Genomic DNA, 21,409 nt, shown 5'->3' with positions numbered 1-21,409 from the left:
CTTGGGTTCACGCTTTTTGCTGTGCGCGATCAGCCTCACGGCTGTTAGGCATGGTCACCGACGGTGCGGTGCGGGGCCAGGTCCAGGAGGAGCGCAGGATGAAGGCCAGGAGCAGCACCTCGAGTCCGATGGAGAGTCCGTAAAAGGAGGCCCATTCCCAGTTCGTCGAGGCCGCGTTGAACACCGTGACGGGGATGTAGAGCGTTGCCACGACGAGATTCGTGGCGCGGTTCACACGGGCTGGCAGCGTCGTGGAGAGCATCACCATCAGGGCTGGGATCCCTGTGACCACGACGAAAATGGTCAACAATGGCCCGCTGATGTCGAATACAAAGATTTCGCCACTCCGGATTTGGTCGATGCTGCCGGGCTTGTAGAGGTGGAAGTAGTCGATGTAGATGTAGAAGAACATCAAGCTGGTCCAGGCTGCAGCGAGCTTGGCCTGCACCGGGATCCGCTGGTCTTCCAGTGTGGTGGGTTGACGTGTTCTCATCATGGGCTCCGTTGTTGTGGTGAAGATCGGTACTTCCACGATCGCTGAGCCCGGCGGCGGGCACATCGGCCCGGAGGCTGGAGTTCGCCTGGCCGATAGCATGGTCTCTCCCTCGTGCTTTCGGCTGATCCGCCGCTGCCGCGCTGACCCTATGCTGGACAGATGGTGACGAAGGCGCTGCGCTCTTTGTGGGCTGAGCCTCGACCGGCGAACCCCCCGCGGAGGGTATGGCGGGACTGGGCGCTCGTCGCGGTACTCGCGACGTGGTCGTTGGTGGAGGCGGTGCTCCGCGAGGACATAATGTGGCGCCCGCTGGTGCTCGCCGCCGTGTTTGTGGTCCTTGCTCCCCTGTGGTGGCGCCGCACCCACCCCTTGGCGGCGGTCGCGGTCTCCTTCGGCACGCTGACGGCTGTCGACGTCGCGAGGATCCTCGCGGGCGAGGATGCTGGTCTGCTGACGAGCATCGGGGGCGTGCTCGTCTTGACCTACGCGCTGTTCCGGTGGGGAGCTGGCCGCGAGGCCGCGACCGGTCTGGGGGTCATCCTGGTTTGGCTGGTCATCACGCACATCGCCGACCCGACCAGCCAGGCAGATGTGGTGGGTGCATTCGCCTTCTTCCTGCTCGCCGCAGCCCTGGGCGCTGCAATCCGGTACCACGCGTACGCGCGTACCCGTGACATTGACGAGGCCAAAGCCCGGGAGCGCGAGCAGCTGGCGCGTGACCTTCATGACACGGTCGCCCACCACGTCTCCGGCATCGTTATTCAGGCCCAGGCCGGACGTGCCGTCGCAACGTTGCACCCCGAGCGTGCCGCTGAGGTTCTTGCTGTCATCGAGGACGCGGCCTCGCGAACGCTGACCGAGTTGCGCACCATGGTCGGTGTCCTGCGCGCTTCCGAGGGGGCGGACTTCGCGCCAGGCCCGGGGGTGGCTGACCTCGGGCGGCTTGCCGGTCAGGCCGGGGGAGGGCCACGGGTCGATGTGGAGCTATCCGGTGAGCTTGCCGATCTCAGCCCTGTGGTCGGGGCTGCGCTTTACCGCCTGGCCCAGGAGTCGGTCACGAACGCGCGGCGTCACGCCCGCTACGCGACGCGGGTAGCGGTGCGTGTTGTGGGTGACGCTGAGCGGGTGCAGTTGACGGTCGATGACGATGGTGCCGTTAGCACGGCCGGCGGCAGCCCGTCGGGCTATGGCCTGGTCGGTATGCGGGAACGCGCCAAGCTGCTGGGCGGCACGTTCCACGCTGGCCCGAGCGCGGGTGGTGGCTGGCGGGTCGAGGCGATGCTGCCCCGAGCGGGTGCTCCCCGATGACCATCCGGGTGCTTATCGCCGACGATCAGGACATCGTGCGCACCGGTCTGACGATGCTGCTGAACGCCCAGCCCGACATCGAGGTCGTGGGTGCCGCCACCGATGGGCGACAGGCGGTGGGCCTGGCGCGTCAGCTGCACCCGGACGTGTGCCTGTTCGACGTCCGTATGCCGCTGATGGACGGTATCGAAGCCACCCGCCAGCTCGCCGGACCCGAGGTCACCGACCCCTTGCCGATCGTCGTGATCACCACTTTTGACCTCGACGAGTACGTCTATGGGGCGTTGAAGGCCGGCGCCCGGGGCTTCCTGCTCAAGGACGCCGGACCGGCGCTGCTGACCCAGGCGATCCACGCTGCAGCCGATGGTGATGCTCTGATCGCTCCTAGCGTCACCGTCCGCCTACTTGCGGCGTTTGCCAGATCGCAGAAGGGACCATCGGCGCAGCCGATAGAACCGCTCACCTCCCGTGAGGAGCAAGTGCTCCTCACCGTGGCGCAGGGCCGAACCAACAGTGAGATCGCCGCCGATTTCCACATCAGTCCCAGCACCGTCAAGAGCCATCTGGCCAGCCTGATGCGCAAGCTCGGCGCGCGTAATCGGGTCGAGCTCGCCATGTGGGCTCATGAGACCGGCCGCACCTGAGGTTGGAGCGGGGTGCCGTAGATGCCAGCGTCTCCGGGATCATGTTCACCGGCACCACCAGTGTGATTGAAGCCTCATGGGGCGTCGGAGAACGGATCGTCGCGGGGCAAAGCAGAACATCCACAGATCACCGCCATTTGCGGGCAAAAGTCACACGTGCCCTGGGTGAATTCGGGGACCCTTCGATTCTTGCAACTATGTATCGCACTCGCTCGGCCTCGGCAGTCATCATTAGTTGCGAGATGACGAGCACTATGTGCCACATTCCATGACCGTGTCCTGTTGCAGCACACCAAAGCTGACACGCGGCTCCGGGCTGTTCCTGAGGGCAACCGGAATTCATCTACGTCTAAACGAGAAGCCCGGCCCGCCCGCCCACAGCCGGGGACAATTCTCATAGGTTATCCACCGCTACTGCTGCCAGGGAGCTACCCGGACGGCTCCCTATTCCAGCCGTGGATAACCTGAATTGACCCCAGCCGACGGATCAGAGTCGCTACCAGTTCCGGCCGCGTGATCAGCATGTACGGGTTGCCCTGCGGAGGCAATTGACTGTCCATGTACTCCAGGACGACGTCGCCAAACGGAGCAGATCCTCAGGCGGCACAGGAAGACGGACCTTGGTTTCACCAACTTGAAGGCAGCTTCCGAATAGCATGCGAAGCCATGGACTCGCGACACCGCTCTGGATAGGCTTCACGCTAGGTCTCCTGAGCAGATGGGTCGTCCACGTGGCAGCAATTAGGAACCTCCGGTCATGACAAAACCGAACATCCTGACGGTCGACGACGACCCCCAGGTTTCTGCGGCGGTTGCCCGCGATCTTCGCAGCAGGTACGGGCCGGAGTTCAGGATTCTCAGGGCAACGTCCGGCGCTGAAGCCATGGAAATACTGGCCAAACTGGCGCTTCGGGACCAGGCGGTGGCGCTGATCGCGGCGGACCAGAGGATGCCCCAGATGACGGGGATCGAACTCATGGAGCGCGCACGACCACACGCTCCAGGTGCGAAGCTACTTCTTCTCACTGCCTACGCAGACACCGATGTGGCCATCAAGGCGATCAACGATATCGGGCTCGACCATTACCTGCTCAAGCCATGGGACCCGCCCACGGAGCGGTTGTATCCGGTGGTGGATGACCTGCTCGATGACTGGCGGCGAGCTAATCCCGACCACACTTCCGACGTGCGGGTGGTCGGTGCCCGGTGGTCAGACCGTAGCCATGACATCAAAACCTTCCTGGCCCGTAACTACGTGCCCTACCGCTGGCACGACATCGAAAGGGACGCAGAGGCCATGCGCCTGCTGGAACTTGCTGGCGCGGATCCGGCCGATGTGCCCCTGGTGATCCTGCCGGATGGATCAGTGCTCTCATCGCCGTCGATGCTTGATCTGGCCGCTGCCCTAGGGTTGCGCACCGTTGCTCAGCGTCCGCTCTACGACGTCTGCATTGTGGGAGGTGGTCCCGCCGGTATGGCCGCAGCAGTCTACGCAGCGTCTGAGGGGCTCAGTACCGTAATCGTCGAGCGCGAAGCGCCGGGCGGTCAGGCCAGCCAGAGCGCAGCCATCGAGAACTACCTTGGATTCCCGAAGGGTTTGAGCGGCTCAGACCTCACTCAGCGTGCCATGGCGCAGGTTTCCCGATTCGGCGCGGAAGTGGTTCTCGCGAATGATGTTGTGGGCTTCGAGTCCCGAGGCCCGGTGCGGGCCGTGCTGTTCGGTTCAACGGACATAGAGGCACGAGCCCTCATCATCGCTACCGGAGTGTCCTACCGACGGCTTGAAGCTGAAGGGATCGAACCGCTCACCGGTCGGGGTGTCTACTACGGTGCGAACGCAAGCGAAGCCAGCCAGTGTGAGGGCGACGACGTATATGTTGTCGGTGCCGCGAACTCGGCAGGGCAGGCAGCGCTGAACCTGGCGCAATATGCGAAACGGGTGGTGCTCGTGGTTCGGTCCGGGACACTTGAGGCAACGATGTCCCGTTACCTCATAGAGCGCATCTCTTCCTCTCCTGCCATCGAGGTCCGCTACCGTAGCGAGATCTTGGCGGTTCGCGGAGACGGTCATCTTGAGTCACTTGTGATTGCCGACAGGGATGCCGGACTCACTCAGGAAGTGGCCTCAAGCTGGCTTTTCCTCTTCATCGGGGCCTCTCCGCGTACGAACTGGCTTGGCGACGATATCGTTCGAGACGAGAAAGGATTCGTGGTTACAGGGCACGATCTCCTAAATCCGGCCTACCCTCGGCGCTGGCCCCTCGCGCGCGGGCCATTCGCGCTGGAGACAAGCGTGCCCGGCGTCTTTGCCGCCGGCGATGTCCGGCTGGATTCAATGAAGCGGGTGGCATCAGCCGTAGGAGAAGGTGCAATGGCCGTCTACCTCGTCCACCGCTACCTGGTAACCATCTGATGCACGCACACGAGCTGCGAGGGATCAGTCTCTTCAAGGGTCTCAGCGACCAACAACTTTCCGAACTCGTCGAAGCGGGTACTGAGATCACAATTGAACCCGGCGTCATCCTGTGGAACGAGGGCGAACCTGCAGATTTCTGGTGGGTACTGGTTGACGGCGCCCTTGAGCTGCTTCGTCACCTCGGACGCGAAGACACTGTGGTCGGGAAGATGGATGTGCCAGGACGTTGGGCCGGCGGGTTCCGAGCCTGGGATGAAAGCAGCGTCTACCTTGCCACCGGTCGAGGGAGCGAGGCAGGCCGGGTCCTCCGGGTTCCAGCCACGGCCCTGCGGCGGCTCTTCGGTGAGTGGTTCCCCTTCGGCGTGCACTTCATCGAGGGCCTGTACGGGACGGTACGCCGGGTCGAGTCGACCATCCGGCAGCGGGAAGCGCTGGCGACGCTCGGCACACTTTCGGCCGGACTCGCCCACGAGATCAACAATCCGGCCGCAGCAGCGAGTCGGGCGGCGGAGGCTATGGAGGACGCATCACGCATGATGCTTGCATCGATGGGCAGTCTGACCCGCACGGGCATCACTCCGGCCCAGTTCGCCGGCCTGGAAAGCCTCCACGCGGAAATCACGACGACGGCGCCCGCTCCGGATGCGCTGACACTCGCCGATCAGGAAGACCTCCTGATCGATTGGCTCTCTGAGCGAAGCGTAGAACATGACTGGGTTATCGGTCCCACGCTTGCCGCCGCGGGGGTGGACCTGGAGTGGTGCGAGCGTGCTGAATCTTTGTTCGGTGGGCCTGCCCTGGAACCCGCGCTGGAATGGGTAGCCGCTACTCTGTCCATGGAAAAGCTGCTCTCAGAAGTAAGGGAGTCCACACGCCGGGTCTCGGAGCTCGTCTTGGCGGTCAAGTCCTACTCGCAGATGGACAGGGGCTCCCGCCAGAATATCGACGTGGTCGAAGGTCTCGAAAGTACCCTGGTCATGCTTGGACACAAGCTCCGTGATGGGGTGGAGGTTGTGCGCGAGTACAGCGATAACCTCCCCTCCATCGATGCGTACCCGGGCGAACTGAACCAGGTGTGGACCAACCTCATCGACAACGCAGTGGATGCGATGGAAGGTCGCGGCATCCTGCGCGTAGCCACCCTGTGGAACGGAAGCGGGGTGACGGTCGAAATTGGTGACACTGGTCCCGGCCTTGCTCCGCCAGTAGCTAAGCGTGCTTTCGAGGCGTTCTATACAACCAAGGACGTCGGCAAAGGGACCGGGCTGGGCCTGGACATTGCCCGACGAATTGTCGTCGAACGGCACGGCGGAACAATCGACATCGAATCCGAACCGGGCAGGACGGTGTTCCGTGTGCGGCTGCCGCTCCTCCAGGTTTGATACTTGATGGCAGCCGCGGATACCCGGCTCGGAGGCCGCCTGACAGCACCGGAATCCGAAGTCCTACAGCTCCTAACGGAGGGGCATACCAATAGCCAGATCGCAGCGCGCCTGTTCATCAGCAAACGAACAGTGGAACACCACGTGGGCAGCATTCTGGCAAAACTAGGAAAAATACCCCGTGACCAGGCCATGCCCATGAGACACTCAAAATCAACAGGCCAAACACTCGCTCCTGTTGGCTGTCGTGGCTGCGGGCAATGCTTTCTTTTCGAAAATCAGCTCTGCCCAACAAAAGGTCATCCCTCGGCTTACGAGACCTTCCACACGGAAAACAGGCGTAGTACGGCTGGCCCTAGTATCAAATTGGAGTACAGCCAAAGCTGATACTCGCTCCTTGCCTGGCCCTTGGAACAACTGAAATTGACCTACTTTTGGACGAGAGGTCCGGTCCCCCGCCCACAGCCGGGGACAATTCTCGAAGGTTATCCACCGCTACTGCTGCCAGGGAGCTACCCCGAAGGCTCCCATTCCCAGCCGTGAATAACCTGAATTGACCCCAGCCATGGACGGATCAGAATCGCCACCAGTTCCGGCCGCCTTATCAGCAGGCGCGGGCTTGCCCTAGGAAGGCAGGTTGACGGAATCACGGTTATCGGCGGTTGAAAATGGGTGGGGGAGCGCCTCCAAGAGGGGCTATTTCACGAAGGCATGCCGACGCCGGAGAATGCCGAGAAGTCGGAGCGCATCTCGCGTGAAGTTGCTTCATCGGGAAACCCGTTTACAACAAGTGGTTTAACGGCTTATGGGGAAACGTACGGGATGGGCTGGTGCGACGTCGGGCAAATCTACAGCAACTTAGTCATCGCCGAAAGCACGGTTAGATTCGTTGAGAACGAGCCCTCTACTACAGACCTAATAAACCTTGGCTCCCGGTGACACCTCAGTCATTTCTACTTCTCCTTGGGGAAGCGTGAAATACCCCGCCACGCCAGGCGGTAAACGAGCTCGCTGGCCACGTCCATGCCAAGGGCAGCGCTGCCTTGTTCAGCAGTGTCCTCTACCCAATGACGTGCGCTTGCTTGAGCCAAACCCATCAAAGCCCTACCGAGCAGTTCCGCTTCGACAAGCGGCAAGTGAGCGTCCTCGCTGATGATTCGGGCGATAGCGCCGGCGAATCCCCTTCTGAATGCCTCCCGCCTCGCGCTGACGTCAGGATCATCGCTCAAACCGGATTCGAACGCGAGGCGATATGCACCATCGTCCCGGGCTATGTAGCCAAAATAAGCCCGGATAGCATCATGCACTCGTTCTTTATTGGGCTTCGCGGAATGGACGGACTCCTGCAATACATCGCCGAGTGCCGTGAGGTTAATGTCCAGCAGTTCGAGGTACAGCTCACGCTTGGATGGGAAGTACTGGTACAGAACCGGCTTGCTCACATAGGCCGCTTGGGCGATCTCCTCCATGTTGGCACCCTGGTAACCACTGGCTACAAAAACTGCCTGGGCTGCCTGCAGAAGCTGCCGCCGCCGCTCATCGCGTGCCACCGTATTCGGTGTCCGCTCAGCCGTCTGCGGGACGATCTCACGCTTCACCCGTCTCTGGTCAACCAACAGGTACCCGCCTTCCTCGTGGACGCTCCACTGTACCCGGAGCGACTTAAGGCCCGTCCCGCCTTGCGAGCTTGTCTATCCACTGTCCACGCGCGAGCATCACACAGCCGCCCTTCCGATGCTTCAATGGACGCTCGGCTAGGCTCAACTGCGGCCGGAGACCCTGCCTGGATGCGTGTCCTCCGTGAGCCAGGCGATCGCGTCGGATTCCTTTTCAAAGTACCGGCTGAGTGTGGCGGATCTGTAGTTGAAGGCAGTGATCACCCTGCCAACATCATCAACCCCAACGACGGCGGTGCGAGCGGAGCATGTGTCATTGAGGAGCAACTGCTTGGCTTCCGGGGTAATCCTCTCCAGCGGCCCAATGTGCACCAGTAACGGACGCTTGCCCCGGGGGGATGCAGCAGTGACAGCGGCGATTGTCGAGCGGATGTCCTCGGCTTCTATCGAGACCCCGGGAGTCCATTGCAGGCGCAGGAAGTCTCCGTCATCCTTCAAGGTGTACCGAGGCGAAGAGCCCTGCTTCAAATCCAACACAAATTCCCCCAACTACTTCCAGTACCCGGCTTCAAAGCCGTCCCGCATGTTCAACCAGCCCACGAGGGCCAGGGGTTGCGGCACTGAACTATCAATTCGTTCTTAGATTAGCGTGCAACCCACCGCCCCCAAGGGGTGACATTACAAAATGATGCGTTGCAGTGGTCGTGAAAAGGGGGCCCGGTGGAACGTACGATTAGGCTTTTGGCCCGCTGATTTCACTAATGCGGTTCGCGCACGAGGTGCTGAGGAGATAGGTGTGGAACTGATGGGGCGACAAAGCGAGGTTGTGACTATCGAGCTTTCCAGTCAGGATATTTTGCATGTGCGGTGGAGACCTGGAGCAGTGGTCACTGAAGCCGAAGCGAACGCTCTGAAGAGCCGCGCCGCTGAGCTGAGTTCAGGGCGCACCCTTCCAATGTTGGTCGAAATGGCCAGCATGAAATGGATCGATCGCCTTGCCACGGAGATTTTCTCGGCCCCGTGGCCGCTCGCGCGGATGGCCCTCGTCGGCACCAGCCCCGTGGACGAAGTCATAGCCAGCTTTTACACCTCACGGCACCGCCACGCGTGCCCCACCCGGTTCTTCACCTCAATGGACGAAGCGATGGCCTGGCTAAAAGAGGGCTAGCACTCCAGCGATGTTGCAACTCGCACGACTTTTTTTGGAGGCTGACCGCGCACCGAGCAGAAACGGTCGTTATTGACCTTCTACCGCGGGGGGCTACCCCATCAGGGCGGCGGCTTTTGCCCCGAAAGACGCGCCACTGAGGAGTCGTCCGGGTGGTGGCGCGTCTCCTGATCATCTACAGGGTCCGGCTCAGATGTGTCAGTCCTCGAAACGCAGGGAACCGTCGGGAGTGACGCCCAGCCGGGCGATGATGTCCGCCGCCACATCGTGAAGTTTTTGATTCCGGTGACTGGACGCTTTGGCCAGCAGCTCGAACGCTTGGTCATGGCTGCAATGGTTTTGCGCCATAATCACGCCGCAGGCGGAATCGATCGCAGTCCGGGTGGCCATTGCAGTTTTCAGGTCAGCGTTCAGATGCTCCACGGACTCGATCCGGATTGCAAGACGAAGAGTGCTGCCTGCAACGGGCGCGAACGAGGCTGCTTCGTTGATGACTTCGTCAGTGAATACGCCGGTAGTGGGGGCGAAAAAGTTCAGCACGGCCTGGGAGGTTTCCCCCAGATCCATGGGAACGCCCAGGGCGCTGCGGCACCCCTCGGCAGCCAGAGCCCTGCTGTACTGGGGCCAGTTCGTGTCGGTGGACGTCAGTCAGGAGCACCGGGTGGCCCACGTCCAAAGCTTCAAGGCACGGTCCTTCACCCAGGCTCTGTTCGATGCGGTCAAGCAAAACCGCCTTGTCGCTGCTGCCTGCGACGGTGGCGGTGCGTTTGCGCCGACGCAGGGTCAGCGCACAATCGATCGTTTCACCGGCGGCCTTGCTGATCGCGTCCGCCGCGAAACCGGTCAAGCCGTTCAAAATCGTTTGAATGTCAGCACTGCCTGACACCAGCTCGTGCAGGCTGATGATGTGCTCGGCATGTCCGGTGGAGTCCATGAGCCCAATCGTAGGAACTCCCCCGGCACACGTCACCTCCCAGCAACCCCTAACCGCATCTCGTCGGTAAACCATGGCGCATTTGCTCCCGGACCAAAAATTTTGCAGTCCCTGTTGGCTGGCCCAACACAGTCCGGTACCCTCGAATTAGTAAGTATGCTGACTAACAGGCGGGCGCTGCCCTCCAAGGTGATCAGGTAGCAGTGATGAGTGATCCACGGCAAACCGCCCGAGCTTTAATAGACCGGAACATCATCAGCCTTGAAGGCCTCTGGTTGAGGTACTGGGGCAACGGCGGCAGCGCCGACGAATTCGATTTCGATGCACACCTCTACGGGATCCAAGAGCCTCCCCCGTTTGAACTCAATGTTCTGGCCTGGGCCATGGAAGACCTAGACGCCGATTCCCCACGGTGACGCTCAACCCGGCGCCCGGGACGGCGCTCATGAGGCGGCTGAATTTCGCTGGATTGCCGCAAGCCCTGCATTTTCCCCACAGACCCGCTTCAGTCCCCCATTCAAGCTACAACTCCATCAGGAGGTAGATATGACTCGCCGCTACCACCATTACCTCACCATTGAACAGGCAGCCAAAGCACTGAATATCGACGTCAACCAAATACTGGCGATGATCAACAGCGGTCAGCTGCCGCGCTCCCCGAGCGGACCAGGCAAGGCGGACATGGTGAATTCCACGGATATCGAACTGGCCAAGCAGCGACTTGAAACCCTCCGCCACCTCGACGGCGACGTACAGCAATAGGATCGGCCAGTAGCAGGGAGCAAGGCCCTGTACAGGTTGACGGAATATCCGTTATCGGCTCTTTAAAACAGGCGGGGGAGTGCCTCTAAAAGGGCTGTTTCCTAACAGCCCTTTAGTGAATTTGGTCGGCAGCTGGTGTTGGCTACGGTGAGAGTTCTTCTAGGACGCGGCCTTTGGTTTCGATGGCGAAGAAGACTGTGATGAGTCCTCCGAGGAGGGCGACCGCGGCAAACACTGTGAAGACGTAGCTGATTCCGAAGTTGTCGACGATCCAGCCGACAAGCACGGGGCCGATGGCTGATCCTGCCCGGAGCCAGGCGCTGCCGAACCCTGTGCCGATTGCGCGGAGGCGGGTCGGGTAGAGCTCGGCGGAGTAGAGGTATAAGGAGAACGAGATGGTTTGCAGGATTGCGTAAGCGGCGCTGGCGAAGAGGACGACTTGGGTGGCAGAGACAGCGCCAAGTGCTGTGAGGACAATGAGCGGCACGGTTGAGGCGAGGAATGCCAAGGTGTACCAGCGCTTGCGGCCGACGCGGTCGATGAGCAGGGCGCAGAGGATCGAGGCGATGACGCCTACTGCGGAGGTTACCCAGCCATAGGCGAGGCTGGTTTGTAGGGGCAGGTTGAACGTCTGCTTGTACAGCGTGGGCAGCCACGTGATCAGGCCGTTGTTGACCATGTAGACGCAGATCCACAGCAGCCAGATGGTGAAGGTGCGTTTACGGTAAATGCCCGTGAAGAGTTCGCGCCAGTCGGAGCGGGCGGTGGCCTTGGGGTCTACCGGCCTTGGGACGGGTTTGGCCAGTGTGGCTCCCGCTTTGATGGCTTCCTTTTCGAGCAGGGACACGACGTCGTCTGCCTTTTGGATGTGGCCCTTGGAGGCGAGCCAGCGGGGAGATTCCGGCATGAAGATCCGCATGGGGATGGTGAGGACTGCCGGGATGAGCCCGACGATGAACATGGCTTTCCATCCGAAGGCCGGCACGAGGAAATACGCGGCGATTCCCGCGAACATCAGGCCCACCGGGAAGATGACCTCATAGAGGAGGAAGAAGCGGCCGCGCTTTTTTGCGCCGACAAATTCGTTGATGTAGGCGCTGGCGACCGGCACTTCGCCGCCTGTGCCGATTCCTTGAATGAACCGGAAGATGATCATCGACCAGGCGCCCCAAGCGAAGAGGCAGGCCACGTCCATGGATACAAAGAGAAGGATTGTGATGAGCAGGACGGGCAGCCGTCCTATCCTTTCAGCCAAATTGCCAAAAAACAGTGCCCCGAAAATCTGGCCGACGTAGCCGGCGGAGAGGATCATGCCGATTTCCCCGGCGCTGAGGCTCCATTCGACGGCGAGCTGGGGCATGGCGAACGCGATTGCCAGGACTGTGTAGGCGTCGAAAAAAGTCGCCGAACCGATGACGACACGGATGAGGGTCAGGCGTCTGGTCACCGGCAACCGTTCAAGCCGTGCCACCAGCTCTGCATTCAGCCTGGCGGTACTGGTGCCGGTGGCTGTAGTTGTGATGCTTTTCGGCTCGCGCATATGCGAGTCCTCCTTCTCCAGCACCTGCTGGGTCCTCATTGACCAAGTATGGAATGAAATAATTAGACAGCGGCGCGCTTCAGCAGCCGTGAGGTTCGGCCACTGCATGACCGAGGCATCCGGCAGCGTCTCCGGGGTCGCGTGGGACGGTTGTTGCCGAAGGCCGGGACAGAGCCACCGTCCCAGTCGGCCGGACGGGGGCGTTCCGTCTACCAGTTGTTGCGCTCGAGCGTGGTGCCGAACGGAACCGAACTGTTCACGCTCACCGTGAAATCACCAGGGCCACTCCGCGTGACAAGAATGCCGCACTGCGATGACCTCGCCCTCTGCGACAGGGTTTGGACCGCCTTATCCAAGGCACTCTCCATTGAGATCCGGCTGGCGACCTGCACGGTAAGAGATTCTGGGCTGTGGGCACTCATATCCGATTCCTTCATTCGTGGGAGGGATTTATGTTTGAGCAAGAAACGGTCGACTCATTCCAGCTGGGGGCGGGCAGCCGACGAGGAAATACAACGGTCGGAACGCATTGGAAAGCGCGTTCCAGTCTGAGATTTCCTCAATAATGCACCCCGGGCCGAGGCTTCGCAACTTATGGCGGAATCGATCCCGGTATGCTGGTGGGACAGACATTCACTGCAAGGGAGCGAAATGGCCGTCTCACCCCGTGATGGGCAGCAACTGACGCTGTCCGACATCGCTGCCCTGGCCGGAGTGAGCCGCTCGGCGGCCTCACGGGCACTGGACCGGCAGTCGCCCTCAGGCGGCCCGGGAGCCGAACGGGTTCGGGAGGTAGCTCAGCGCATGGGATACGTTCCCAATAGCTGGGCGGCCAACCTGCGGCGGCAGCGAAGCGGGATCATCGGCGTGGTGGTCCCGCGACTGACTGACACGGTCATGGCGATGCTCTATGAGGCCATTGTCGAGGAGTGCAACTCCCGCTCCTTGCATGCTGAAGTCATCACCACCGGCGACGATCCCCGGGTAGCGCTGGAGCGGGGGCGATCACTGCTGGCCCAGAGGATCGACGGCATGATTCTGACGACTGCGCGCACAGACGGGGCAGATCCCCTTCTGACAGAGCTTCAGGACCTCGGCATGGCCTACTCCCTGGCACTGCGCACCGACGGAAGGTCCTCGGCTGCAGTGATCGATGACCGTGCCGGCGGCCACGCTGCCACAGCACACCTGCTCGAACGCGGCCATACCAGGATTGCCTTCGTCGGTGGCCCCTCCTATGCTTCCAGTTCACAGCAAAGAGAGCTCGGATTCCGGGATGCCATGGCTGAGTTCGGCGTTGAGGTCGCACCCGAGCTGATCTTCGAATCGAATTTCAGCATGGAAGCCGGCGGACACGTGGCCCAGCGGCTCCTGTCCCTGGCCACGCCCCCTACTGCAGTCTTCACAGCCAATGACAGCCTGGCCGTCGGGCTTATTGCAGTCGCACAGCGAACTGGAATCAGAGTCCCCGCCGACCTGTCCGTGGTCGGCTACAACGACACACCTATTGCGGCGCACATGGCCGTCCCGCTGACCAGCGTGAAGGTCTCCTTTTCCGACATGGCCAAAAATGCCCTGGACCTACTCTTGTCACCTCCCCAGAAATCCGAACTCCGAATGACGACCCCTACCCTGGTGGCAAGGGAATCAGTGGCTACAATCGCCGCGTCATAGCTGATCATTGGGATCGATCCCGACTTCCTAGCGACGCGGGGAATTTCCCGCGCAACTTCCTCCAGCACCCGGCGGTAACAGGTCGCATGTGAGAACCCTTTTTTGGGTCCTTTCAAACTGCCAGCCGGCAGTACGTCACACCCTCCGCCATCCGGGACAAATTGCCGGAAGTTCCTCTGCGCCCCGGCTTTCTGCAGGCCTAAATCCTTGGCGATAACCCCGTGAATTCAAGGGAAACAGGGGCCTGCTTTATCCCTACCAGCCCTCCAGTCGACGATCAACGCATGGACATCCGTGGTCCCTCGGGCGGCTCCTTCGAGGGTCTGCGATGTCCCGATATGGGTGCCGGTTGTGAACCCCGCTCGGACGTCGATTAGCGCCGCCAGGAAAAAGTGATTGACCAAGCGGGATCGATCCCGCTACAGTGACGGGAGCCACTTCCGAACAAGGAGAATGACGATGAAGTCACAAACAGCAGGGAAATCAGTGGAATCCCAGGCAAGGCGAGGACCAGCAAAAGCCGCTACATTTCCGCTCGTAGGGAATCGATCCCGCACCCCACGCACAAAAGTACTGGCCTTGGCGGCGGTCCTGGGCCTCGCGACGACTATCGGGGCATGCTCGGCGCCGGGGAATTCGGCGGCGGGAAATGCTTCCAGCAAGGCCTTCACCGTGGCCCTGGTTGAACCGGACCTGACAACAGTGCCGATTATTGCCGCGCTGGATACCGTCAGGGCTGCCGGCTACGACGTCAAGGTCGATGAGCTGGCAGAACCCGAGCTCGCTATCGAGGGTCTGGCCAAGGGTGACTACGCCATCTCGGCCGAGGCCACCAGCCCGGCACTGATCGCCATCCAACAGGGAGCCCCGATCAAAATCATCGCCGATGTCATCGGTAACCAGTGGGCGCTCTACGGCAAGCCCGGTATCAGCACATGCGACAACCTCAGCGGCAAGCCGGTCGGAATCTTCAGTGAGGGCGCCGTCGCGACGGCCATGGTCCGGTCATGGGTGGAAAAAGAGTGCAAGTCCGGTGAACCGGACTACCTCGTCATTGGCAGCTCCGACGTACGCGCACAGGCGCTGCTGAACGGCCAGATCGACGCCACGGCCCTTGAGATCTCCGATGCCGTCACATTGGAGAAGACAGCCGGAGCCGACTTCTCCCCCGTGGTGAACTTCGGTGAAAAGCTCCCCGCAATTCACCCGCAAACGGTCTACGCAAACTCCGATTTCCTCAGCAACAACAAGGAAGCTGCACAAGCTTTCGTGACCGCGCTTATCGACGAGCACAAGAAGATCAACGCTGATCCCGAGTACCTGGTAGGCCTTGCCGAAAAGCACCTGGGCGAAGAAGCCAGCCCCACGCTCTCGGCAATCGCCGCCCGCTACGTCGAAGCCGGTCTTTTCGATGCCGGCGCCCTCACCCAGGAGAACGTGCAGGGTACGATCGACTTCTTCGTCGATGCCGGAGTGATCAAAGGCCTCGACGCTTCCAAAGCCGCCGACCTGAGCTTCCTGGGGTCGCGATGACCCAGCGGACCGCCGTGCTTCCCGCGCAGTCGCAAACGACTCCGCCTCCGATGCGGCAGCAGAAAGCCCAGCGGCCAGCCTGGATCCGGGCACTGGACTCGAACCTCACCTACCAGATCGGAACGTTTGCCCTCTTCGCCCTCGCCTGGCAGCTCTACGGCACCTACTGGGGCGGACTCCTGGTCCCCACGTTCACCGAAACCGTCGTTGCCTTCGTGGAACTGCTGGGATCCGGCGAATTCTGGGAAGCCATGTTCATCAGCAACCAGGCCCTGTTCATCGGCTTCGCGCTCTCGGTCATCATCGGCGTACCTGTCGGCGTGCTGCTGGGACGGTTCCGCACCATGGAACGGTACTCGGACGTTTACCTGAACATCCTGCTGGTGACCCCCATGGCAGCGATCATCCCACTGCTGATCATGTCCGTTGGTTTCGGCCTGCTGTCCCGCGTCATCCTCGTGACAATCTTCGCGATCGTCATGGTGATCGTGAACGTCCGCGCCGGAGTCAGACAAGTGGACCCCACCCTCATTCAAATGGCCCGTTCCTTCGGTGCCAGCGAACGGGAAATCTGGTTCCGCGTGCTGATTCCCGGGGCACTGCCGTCCATCATGACGGGCCTGCGGCTCGGCCTCGGCCGCGCCGTGACCGGCATGGTCATCGTCGAACTGCTGATGGTGTCCCTGGCCCTCGGAGGACTCATCCTCGAGTTCCGCGGCATGTTCAACGGTCCCGGCCTCTACGCCACCATCGTCGCCATCCTCATCGAAGCCCTACTGCTCATCTCCCTCGCTCACTGGCTTGAGCGCAAGGCCGCCCCCTGGGCGCCGAACAACCAGAAAGGAAGGGGATCACGATGATTGAGATCACCGGACTCGGAAAAACCTTCACCGGACAGGACGGCTCCGCCGTCCGCGCCCTGGACAACGTCAACCTCTCGGTACGGGACAACGAATTCCTCACCGTTCTCGGGCCCAGCGGCTGCGGCAAGACCACCATGCTGAAAATGATCGCCGGCCTCATGCCCTGGGACGAAGGCGAAATCTCCATCGCAGGCAACCCCGTCCGCGGCCCCGGCCCTGACCGCAGCATGGTCTTCCAGAACTTCGCGCTCCTCCCCTGGTCCACAGTGCTCGAAAACGTCGCCTTCGGCCTTCGCCTGCGCGGCGTATCCAAAAGCGAACGAGAAGACCGGGCCCGCGAGCTGATCACCATGGTCGGCCTCGCCGGCTTCGAAACCAAACGCCCCGGCGAACTCTCCGGCGGCATGCAGCAACGCGTCGGACTGGCCAGGGCCCTGGCTGTCGAACCCAAGGTCCTCCTCATGGACGAACCCTTCGGCGCAGTGGACGAACAAACCCGGCGGCTGCTCCAGGAAGAACTCCTCAGCATCTGGGAACGCACCAAACTCACCGTCGTATTCATCACCCACTCCATGGAAGAAGCAGTACTCCTCGGTGACCGGGTAGTCCTGATGAGCGCACGACCGGGCCAGATCTCCGAAATCGTCCCCGTACCGCTGGAACGCCCCCGCTCCAGCGACGTCGGCGGACTGGAACGCTCCAAGGAATACGTCGAAATCACCGCCTACCTCTGGGACAGGCTCCGGGAGATGCACGACGAGCACCGCGCCAAAAACCCTGCATCACTCACCGGGGCAGGGCGATGACAGCCATTACCACCGGCGCCCGCCCCCGGGGCGGGCTCTCCAGGCGCATGCTGAACGGCAGGGCCTCCGCGTCCCTGATCTCCCTGGCCGTTGCAGCTGTGCTGTGGGAACTTGTTGGCCAAGCGGCCAAGGTCCCGTTCTTCCCCCCGCTTACCGTTGTCCTGACAGAACTGTGGTCGATGGTCACAAGGGGCGAGATCTTCGGCAACCTCGCCACGAGCCTCGCTAACCTCGTCCTCGGGTTCGGGCTCTCCCTCCTCGTTGGCATTGTGGTCGGAACCGCCATGGGCCGCTACCGTCGCGTGAACGCCGCGCTGGGCATCTACGTCTACGCACTCCTGACCGCACCGTCCCTCGTGTTCGCGCCCATTTTCTTCTCGATCCTGGGGGCAGGGCAGGGATCAATTGTTGCCGTGATCTTCATGTACTCGGCATTCATCATGATCATCAACACCGCCTCCGCCGTCGAGAACGTCAACCAGTCCCTGGTTGAGATGGGCCGATCCTACGGTGCCAGCGAATGGCAGATCGTCACCCGGATCATCCTTCCCGCCGCAGCCCCCATGATCTTCGCCGGCATCCGCCTCGGCATGGGACGAGCTGTCACGGGCATGATCAACGGCGAAATGTTCATCGCCGTCGTCGGGCTCGGCCGCATGGTCACCGTCGCCGGCAAGAGCTTCGACGGCGCAGCAGTCCTGGCAATCCTGATCGTCATCATCACCGTCGCCCTTGCCGCCATCGCTCTCGTCCAGTTCGTCGACCGGCGCATCACCAGCTGGGTCCCCAACACCACAAAGGAATCCTGATGAAAATCGACGCCTTCAGCCACATCCTCCCCCGGCGCTACTTCGACGAAATGTGCCGGCACGTCACCGACCCCGGCGCCCTCAAACGCTGGCTGGACCTCCCGGCACTTCACGACCTCGATGCACGCCTGAAAATGATGGAGGAATTCGGCGGGGACTATCAACAGATCCTCACCCTCTCCTCCCCTCCCATCGAACTCCTCCTCGGCCCCGACGAGTCCTGGCGGCTCGCCCGCCTGGCCAACGAGACCATGAAGGACATCGTGGATGACCACCCCGACAGGTTCCCGGCCTTCGTCGCTTCCCTGCCCATGAACTCAACGGAAGCATCACTCCAGGAAATCGATTACGCCGTCGACCACCTGGGAGCCAAAGGCATCCAGGTCTTCACCAACGTCAACGGCAAACCCCTCGACCACCCGGACTTCGAACCGATCTTCGCGGAGATGGCCCGGAGGGACCTGCCGATCTGGATGCACCCCACCCGGAACGCCAAGAGCACCGACTATCGAACCGAGGACTCCTCGAAGTTTGAAATCTGGTGGGCGCTCGGGTGGCCCTACGAAACCAGCGCTGCCATGGCCAGGATGGTGTTTTCAGGCTTGTTCGACCGCCACCCCGGGCTGAACATCATCACCCACCACATGGGCGCCATGATCCCCTACATGGAAGGACGCATCCGGCTTGGCTGGGCCGACCAATTCGGAAGCCGCACCGACGACCCCGAATACACGCGGCTAGTTCACAGACTCAAACGCGAACCGATCGAATACTTCAGGGACTTCTATGCCGACACAGCACTCTCCGGGTCCGCCATCGGAACCCGCTGCGGACTGGAATTCTTCGGTGCCGAACGCGTGGTCTTCGCCAGCGACTGCCCATTCGACCCTGAAGGCGGGCCTCTATACATCCGCGAAATGATCCGGGTCATCCAGGAACTCGACATCACCACCGAGGACCGGCAAAAGATCTTCGCCAGCAACATTGCACGGCTCATCGGGCTGGAATCGGGGGAAGATCTCGTACTTACCGACCACAGACACGCCCACAGCTGACCCAGGCCTTTGAAGTCGTAGCAACAAATACGGGAGTGCCGGAGACATCCGGCACTCCCGTATTTGTCCGCAAGCTTCGCGGCATCGAGCAGTCGGCGGTGCAGTGCCTATGAAGATAGATTCCGGGTGGAACCTAGATCCCTTGGCGGCAGCTTCAAGTATCCGTAGGCCCGATACTTTCTATCCCGAAGTGTCCCTTCTCCAAATACATGAAGTCCCTGACAGTAGTTACAGGACCTGCAACAACCAGTACCGCAGCCAGTAACCCAGAAGGACTTCAACGTGGAAACTCCGCTCTCCCATCTTGCCCACCTCGAGATCACCACCCCGGACGTCGAAGCCTCGGCACGGTTCTACGAGGAAAAGTTCGGCATGCGCATCATCGACCGCGTGGACGGCAACGTCTACCTGCGCTGCTGGGGCGACTACTACCGCTACAGCCTCGTCATCACCGAAGGACCGGAAGCGTCCCTGGGCCGGATGGCCTGGCGCACCAACTCCCAGGCAGCCCTTGAGGCAGCAGCCCAGCGCATCGAAGCGACCGGTGTCCAGGGCACCTGGACCCCTGGTGGCCACGGCTTCGGCAAGGCCTACGAATTCACCGGCCCTTACGGCCACCACATGCGCCTCTTCTATGAGGTGGAAAAGTTCGTCGCCGAACCGGGTTTCGAATCCACCTACCCGGACCGGCCGGAGCGCCGCAGCAGCCACGCCGCCGCACCGCGTTTCCTTGACCACGTCACCGTGGCGGCTTCCGATGTCCGCGGCTTCGCCAAGTGGTACAACGAGGCTCTCGGTTTCCGCGTCATGGCCTTCGTGGACCTGGACGAAGCACCCATCACGGTCTTCTCCGTCCTGACCACCAACGAAAAGTCTCACGACCTCGGCGTCGTCCTGGACACCTCCAGCCGCGCCGGCCGCGTCAACCACATCGCCTTCTGGGTGGACGCCACCGAAGACCTGCTCCGCACCGCCGACGTCATGATGGAAAACGGCACCCCGATGGAATACGGCCCCTCCATCCACGGCGTGGGCGAACAGAACTTCCTCTACTTCCGTGACCCCTCCGGCCTGCGCGTCGAGCTCAACTCCGGCGGCTACCGCAACTACGTCCCGGACTGGGACGCCAACACCTGGAAGCCCTCGCTCGGTTCGAACAACTTCTACAAGAACGGCGCCATGCCGCACTCCATGACCGAATCCTTCCCGCCGGCCGAGGGCTTCACCGCCACCGAAGAAGGTGCCTCCCCCGAGATGAAGGAAGCCCTCCTGAACCCCTACGCCAAGCAGGGCCGGGGCTAAAGGCGCCATGGCCGAAGCAACCCATGCGCTGATCCGGTTCCGGGAAGCCGGGGACAGCAAGCCAGACTAGATGGCAGGCGGAGCTGTGATGGTGATGGGGTGTGTGGTGACGGGGATGAGTTCGTGCAGCCGCGAACAGGAACGCTGGACCACGGATCGCAGCCACACGCTGGCTGGATCCTCGGTCTGGGACGGGTGCCAATACATGGCCTCCACCAAGGACGCTTCGGTTCCGCCGGAGAACTGCAACACGACGATGTCCGCGCCCCGCTGTGCCCGTGCGGCCAGCATCCGCGGGACCAGGGCAACAAGGTCGGTCCCTTCTACCAGGAGCGGCAGGGACAGGAACCCGGCAACCACGGCGGCAACTCGCCGCCGCACGCCCCACGACTCGAACAGCTTGTCCGCCGGGGTGCTGATCCCTTCACCGAAATAGCCGACGGCGTGGGGCACCGTGCTCAGGTCCTCGACGGTGAGTCGGGGCTGCTGGAGCAGCGGATTTCCGGCGTCGGCTACAGCGACGAAGCTGTCGCGGAAAATCTGTTTGCTGGCACCCTGCATGTTGTATCCAGTGGGCCCGACGAGCAGGTCAACCTTCGAATAGTCGGCCATCTGGCCTTGGAAACCGGTAGTGGGGACGAAATCGACTGAGACGCCCGGGGCCGCCCGGCGCAGGATTCCCCGCAGCGGGCCCACAATCAGCGCCGCAGCGTAGTCCGAGGCGGCGATGATGAACTCCCGTTCGCTCATCAAGGGGTCAAAACCGGACCGCACCCGCGTCGCCCGCTGGATGTGAAGCATGGCCTCATCAACCAGCGGGACCAGGGACTGTGCAAAGGGTGTGAGGTCATAGGTGCGGCCGTTCCGCACCAGGAGTTCGTCGTCGAAATGCCGCCGGAGCCTGGCCATTGCCGCGCTCGTGGCCGGCTGGCTGAGCTGGAGCCGCTCAGCCGCCCGGGAGATGTTCCGCAGCTCCAGCAGGACCTGAAGTTGGGGCAGAAGGTTCAAGTCCAGGTTTTTCACGCCCATAGCGTCTCCGTGATCAGGTTCCGGCAGGGTCGAAGTTCTCCTGAGGCGGCAGCTGCGGACCCAGGCGCACGT

22 protein-coding genes are annotated in these 21,409 nt (G+C 61.8%); 16 read left to right on the top strand and 6 right to left on the bottom strand.

The window, feature by feature from the left end:
• Positions 1 to 7 precede the first annotated feature (7 nt).
• Positions 8 to 496, bottom strand: a complete 489-nt coding sequence (locus M1D32_RS01340; RefSeq protein WP_458780585.1) for a DUF6326 family protein — start codon at positions 494 to 496, stop codon at positions 8 to 10.
• Between the two features lie 159 nt (positions 497 to 655).
• Here M1D32_RS01340 and M1D32_RS01335 point away from each other — a divergent pair, with 159 nt between their 5' ends.
• The 5 genes from M1D32_RS01335 (at position 656) to M1D32_RS01315 (ending at position 6,633) form a co-directional block, all read left to right on the top strand.
• A complete protein-coding gene (locus M1D32_RS01335) occupies positions 656 to 1,804 on the top strand; it encodes a sensor histidine kinase (RefSeq protein ID WP_458780584.1) in 1,149 nt (382 codons plus the stop codon).
• Entirely contained in the window at positions 1,801 to 2,448 is a 648-nt protein-coding gene (locus M1D32_RS01330; protein WP_458780583.1) for a response regulator, read from the top strand. The genes M1D32_RS01335 and M1D32_RS01330 overlap by 4 nt, the downstream gene beginning before the upstream one ends.
• Before the next feature lie 757 nt (positions 2,449 to 3,205).
• A complete protein-coding gene (locus M1D32_RS01325) occupies positions 3,206 to 4,861 on the top strand; it encodes an FAD-dependent oxidoreductase (RefSeq protein ID WP_458780582.1) in 1,656 nt (551 codons plus the stop codon).
• Complete coding sequence (locus M1D32_RS01320) at positions 4,861 to 6,246, top strand: sensor histidine kinase (RefSeq protein WP_458780581.1); 1,386 nt, start codon at positions 4,861 to 4,863, stop codon at positions 6,244 to 6,246. The genes M1D32_RS01325 and M1D32_RS01320 overlap by 1 nt, the downstream gene beginning before the upstream one ends.
• 6 nt (positions 6,247 to 6,252) lie before the next feature.
• Positions 6,253 to 6,633 (top strand): response regulator transcription factor, encoded by a 381-nt coding sequence (locus M1D32_RS01315; RefSeq protein ID WP_458780580.1) that lies wholly within the window; start codon positions 6,253 to 6,255, stop codon positions 6,631 to 6,633.
• Positions 6,634 to 7,199: 566 nt separating this feature from the next.
• On the opposite strand, the gene M1D32_RS01310 is transcribed toward M1D32_RS01315, so the two are convergent.
• Positions 7,200 to 7,862 carry a TetR/AcrR family transcriptional regulator gene (locus M1D32_RS01310; protein WP_458780579.1) on the bottom strand — a complete coding sequence of 221 codons (663 nt, stop codon included), beginning with the start codon at positions 7,860 to 7,862 and terminating at the stop codon, positions 7,200 to 7,202.
• A 144-nt stretch (positions 7,863 to 8,006) separates the two neighbouring features.
• Positions 8,007 to 8,360: a hypothetical protein gene (locus M1D32_RS01305; RefSeq protein WP_458780578.1), complete on the bottom strand. Its 354-nt coding sequence runs from the start codon at positions 8,358 to 8,360 to the stop codon at positions 8,007 to 8,009.
• Positions 8,361 to 8,547: 187 nt separating this feature from the next.
• Between M1D32_RS01305 and M1D32_RS01300 the strand changes: the two genes are divergently transcribed.
• Positions 8,548 to 9,030, top strand: a complete 483-nt coding sequence (locus M1D32_RS01300) for a DUF7793 family protein (RefSeq protein WP_458780577.1) — start codon at positions 8,548 to 8,550, stop codon at positions 9,028 to 9,030.
• A 198-nt stretch (positions 9,031 to 9,228) separates the two neighbouring features.
• Here the strand turns inward: M1D32_RS01300 and M1D32_RS01295 are convergent, their stop codons facing one another.
• Positions 9,229 to 9,597 (bottom strand): ANTAR domain-containing protein, encoded by a 369-nt coding sequence (locus tag M1D32_RS01295; protein ID WP_458780576.1) that lies wholly within the window; start codon positions 9,595 to 9,597, stop codon positions 9,229 to 9,231.
• 94 nt (positions 9,598 to 9,691) lie between these two features.
• Here M1D32_RS01295 and M1D32_RS01290 point away from each other — a divergent pair, with 94 nt between their 5' ends.
• The 3 genes from M1D32_RS01290 (at position 9,692) to M1D32_RS01280 (ending at position 10,726) form a co-directional block, all read left to right on the top strand.
• Complete coding sequence (locus M1D32_RS01290; protein ID WP_458780575.1) at positions 9,692 to 9,913, top strand: hypothetical protein; 222 nt, start codon at positions 9,692 to 9,694, stop codon at positions 9,911 to 9,913.
• A gap of 257 nt (positions 9,914 to 10,170) precedes the next feature.
• Positions 10,171 to 10,380, top strand: a complete 210-nt coding sequence (locus M1D32_RS01285) for a hypothetical protein (RefSeq protein ID WP_458780574.1) — start codon at positions 10,171 to 10,173, stop codon at positions 10,378 to 10,380.
• A gap of 130 nt (positions 10,381 to 10,510) precedes the next feature.
• Positions 10,511 to 10,726 (top strand): helix-turn-helix domain-containing protein, encoded by a 216-nt coding sequence (locus M1D32_RS01280; protein ID WP_458780573.1) that lies wholly within the window; start codon positions 10,511 to 10,513, stop codon positions 10,724 to 10,726.
• 142 nt (positions 10,727 to 10,868) lie between these two features.
• Here M1D32_RS01280 and M1D32_RS01275 read toward each other — a convergent pair whose 3' ends face one another.
• The gene (locus M1D32_RS01275; RefSeq protein ID WP_458780572.1) at positions 10,869 to 12,305 is read right to left on the bottom strand and encodes an MFS transporter; all 1,437 of its coding nucleotides are present in this window, start codon (positions 12,303 to 12,305) and stop codon (positions 10,869 to 10,871) included.
• 612 nt (positions 12,306 to 12,917) lie between these two features.
• On the opposite strand from M1D32_RS01275, the gene M1D32_RS01270 reads away from it, so the two are divergent.
• The 7 genes from M1D32_RS01270 (at position 12,918) to M1D32_RS01240 (ending at position 20,308) form a co-directional block, all read left to right on the top strand.
• On the top strand, positions 12,918 to 13,940 hold the full coding sequence (locus M1D32_RS01270; protein WP_458780571.1) for a LacI family DNA-binding transcriptional regulator: 1,023 nt from the start codon (positions 12,918 to 12,920) through the stop codon (positions 13,938 to 13,940).
• A gap of 579 nt (positions 13,941 to 14,519) precedes the next feature.
• A complete protein-coding gene (locus tag M1D32_RS01265) occupies positions 14,520 to 15,473 on the top strand; it encodes an ABC transporter substrate-binding protein (RefSeq protein ID WP_458780570.1) in 954 nt (317 codons plus the stop codon).
• On the top strand, positions 15,470 to 16,333 hold the full coding sequence (locus M1D32_RS01260; RefSeq protein ID WP_458780569.1) for an ABC transporter permease: 864 nt from the start codon (positions 15,470 to 15,472) through the stop codon (positions 16,331 to 16,333). Before M1D32_RS01265 ends, M1D32_RS01260 begins: the two co-directional genes overlap by 4 nt.
• Positions 16,330 to 17,142: an ABC transporter ATP-binding protein gene (locus M1D32_RS01255; RefSeq protein WP_458780568.1), complete on the top strand. Its 813-nt coding sequence runs from the start codon at positions 16,330 to 16,332 to the stop codon at positions 17,140 to 17,142. Before M1D32_RS01260 ends, M1D32_RS01255 begins: the two co-directional genes overlap by 4 nt.
• Entirely contained in the window at positions 17,139 to 17,951 is an 813-nt protein-coding gene (locus M1D32_RS01250; protein ID WP_458780567.1) for an ABC transporter permease, read from the top strand. Before M1D32_RS01255 ends, M1D32_RS01250 begins: the two co-directional genes overlap by 4 nt.
• Positions 17,951 to 19,006 carry an amidohydrolase family protein gene (locus M1D32_RS01245; protein WP_458780566.1) on the top strand — a complete coding sequence of 352 codons (1,056 nt, stop codon included), beginning with the start codon at positions 17,951 to 17,953 and terminating at the stop codon, positions 19,004 to 19,006. The genes M1D32_RS01250 and M1D32_RS01245 overlap by 1 nt, the downstream gene beginning before the upstream one ends.
• 282 nt (positions 19,007 to 19,288) lie before the next feature.
• Complete coding sequence (locus M1D32_RS01240) at positions 19,289 to 20,308, top strand: VOC family protein (RefSeq protein ID WP_458780565.1); 1,020 nt, start codon at positions 19,289 to 19,291, stop codon at positions 20,306 to 20,308.
• Positions 20,309 to 20,374: 66 nt separating this feature from the next.
• Here the strand turns inward: M1D32_RS01240 and M1D32_RS01235 are convergent, their stop codons facing one another.
• Positions 20,375 to 21,331 carry a LysR family transcriptional regulator gene (locus M1D32_RS01235; protein WP_458780564.1) on the bottom strand — a complete coding sequence of 319 codons (957 nt, stop codon included), beginning with the start codon at positions 21,329 to 21,331 and terminating at the stop codon, positions 20,375 to 20,377.
• Positions 21,332 to 21,409 lie beyond the last annotated feature (78 nt).

The sequence above is a fragment of the Arthrobacter sp. D3-16 genome (assembly GCF_054408515.1).
This window is presented reverse-complemented; position numbering and strand designations above follow the sequence as displayed.

Excerpts from the sequence above, each read along its gene's own strand:
- M1D32_RS01340 (WP_458780585.1), bottom strand. The coding sequence starts at position 496 with ATGATGAGAACACGTCAACCCACCACACTGGAAGACCAGCGGATCCCG.
- M1D32_RS01335 (WP_458780584.1), top strand. The coding sequence starts at position 656 with ATGGTGACGAAGGCGCTGCGCTCTTTGTGGGCTGAGCCTCGACCGGCG.
- M1D32_RS01330 (WP_458780583.1), top strand. The coding sequence starts at position 1,801 with ATGACCATCCGGGTGCTTATCGCCGACGATCAGGACATCGTGCGCACC.
- M1D32_RS01325 (WP_458780582.1), top strand. The coding sequence starts at position 3,206 with ATGACAAAACCGAACATCCTGACGGTCGACGACGACCCCCAGGTTTCT.
- M1D32_RS01320 (WP_458780581.1), top strand. The coding sequence starts at position 4,861 with ATGCACGCACACGAGCTGCGAGGGATCAGTCTCTTCAAGGGTCTCAGC.
- M1D32_RS01315 (WP_458780580.1), top strand. The coding sequence starts at position 6,253 with ATGGCAGCCGCGGATACCCGGCTCGGAGGCCGCCTGACAGCACCGGAA.
- M1D32_RS01300 (WP_458780577.1), top strand. The coding sequence starts at position 8,548 with ATGATGCGTTGCAGTGGTCGTGAAAAGGGGGCCCGGTGGAACGTACGA.
- M1D32_RS01295 (WP_458780576.1), bottom strand. The coding sequence starts at position 9,597 with ATGGATCTGGGGGAAACCTCCCAGGCCGTGCTGAACTTTTTCGCCCCC.
- M1D32_RS01285 (WP_458780574.1), top strand. The coding sequence starts at position 10,171 with ATGAGTGATCCACGGCAAACCGCCCGAGCTTTAATAGACCGGAACATC.
- M1D32_RS01280 (WP_458780573.1), top strand. The coding sequence starts at position 10,511 with ATGACTCGCCGCTACCACCATTACCTCACCATTGAACAGGCAGCCAAA.
- M1D32_RS01275 (WP_458780572.1), bottom strand. The coding sequence starts at position 12,305 with ATGAGGACCCAGCAGGTGCTGGAGAAGGAGGACTCGCATATGCGCGAG.
- M1D32_RS01270 (WP_458780571.1), top strand. The coding sequence starts at position 12,918 with ATGGCCGTCTCACCCCGTGATGGGCAGCAACTGACGCTGTCCGACATC.
- M1D32_RS01260 (WP_458780569.1), top strand. The coding sequence starts at position 15,470 with ATGACCCAGCGGACCGCCGTGCTTCCCGCGCAGTCGCAAACGACTCCG.
- M1D32_RS01255 (WP_458780568.1), top strand. The coding sequence starts at position 16,330 with ATGATTGAGATCACCGGACTCGGAAAAACCTTCACCGGACAGGACGGC.
- M1D32_RS01250 (WP_458780567.1), top strand. The coding sequence starts at position 17,139 with ATGACAGCCATTACCACCGGCGCCCGCCCCCGGGGCGGGCTCTCCAGG.
- M1D32_RS01245 (WP_458780566.1), top strand. The coding sequence starts at position 17,951 with ATGAAAATCGACGCCTTCAGCCACATCCTCCCCCGGCGCTACTTCGAC.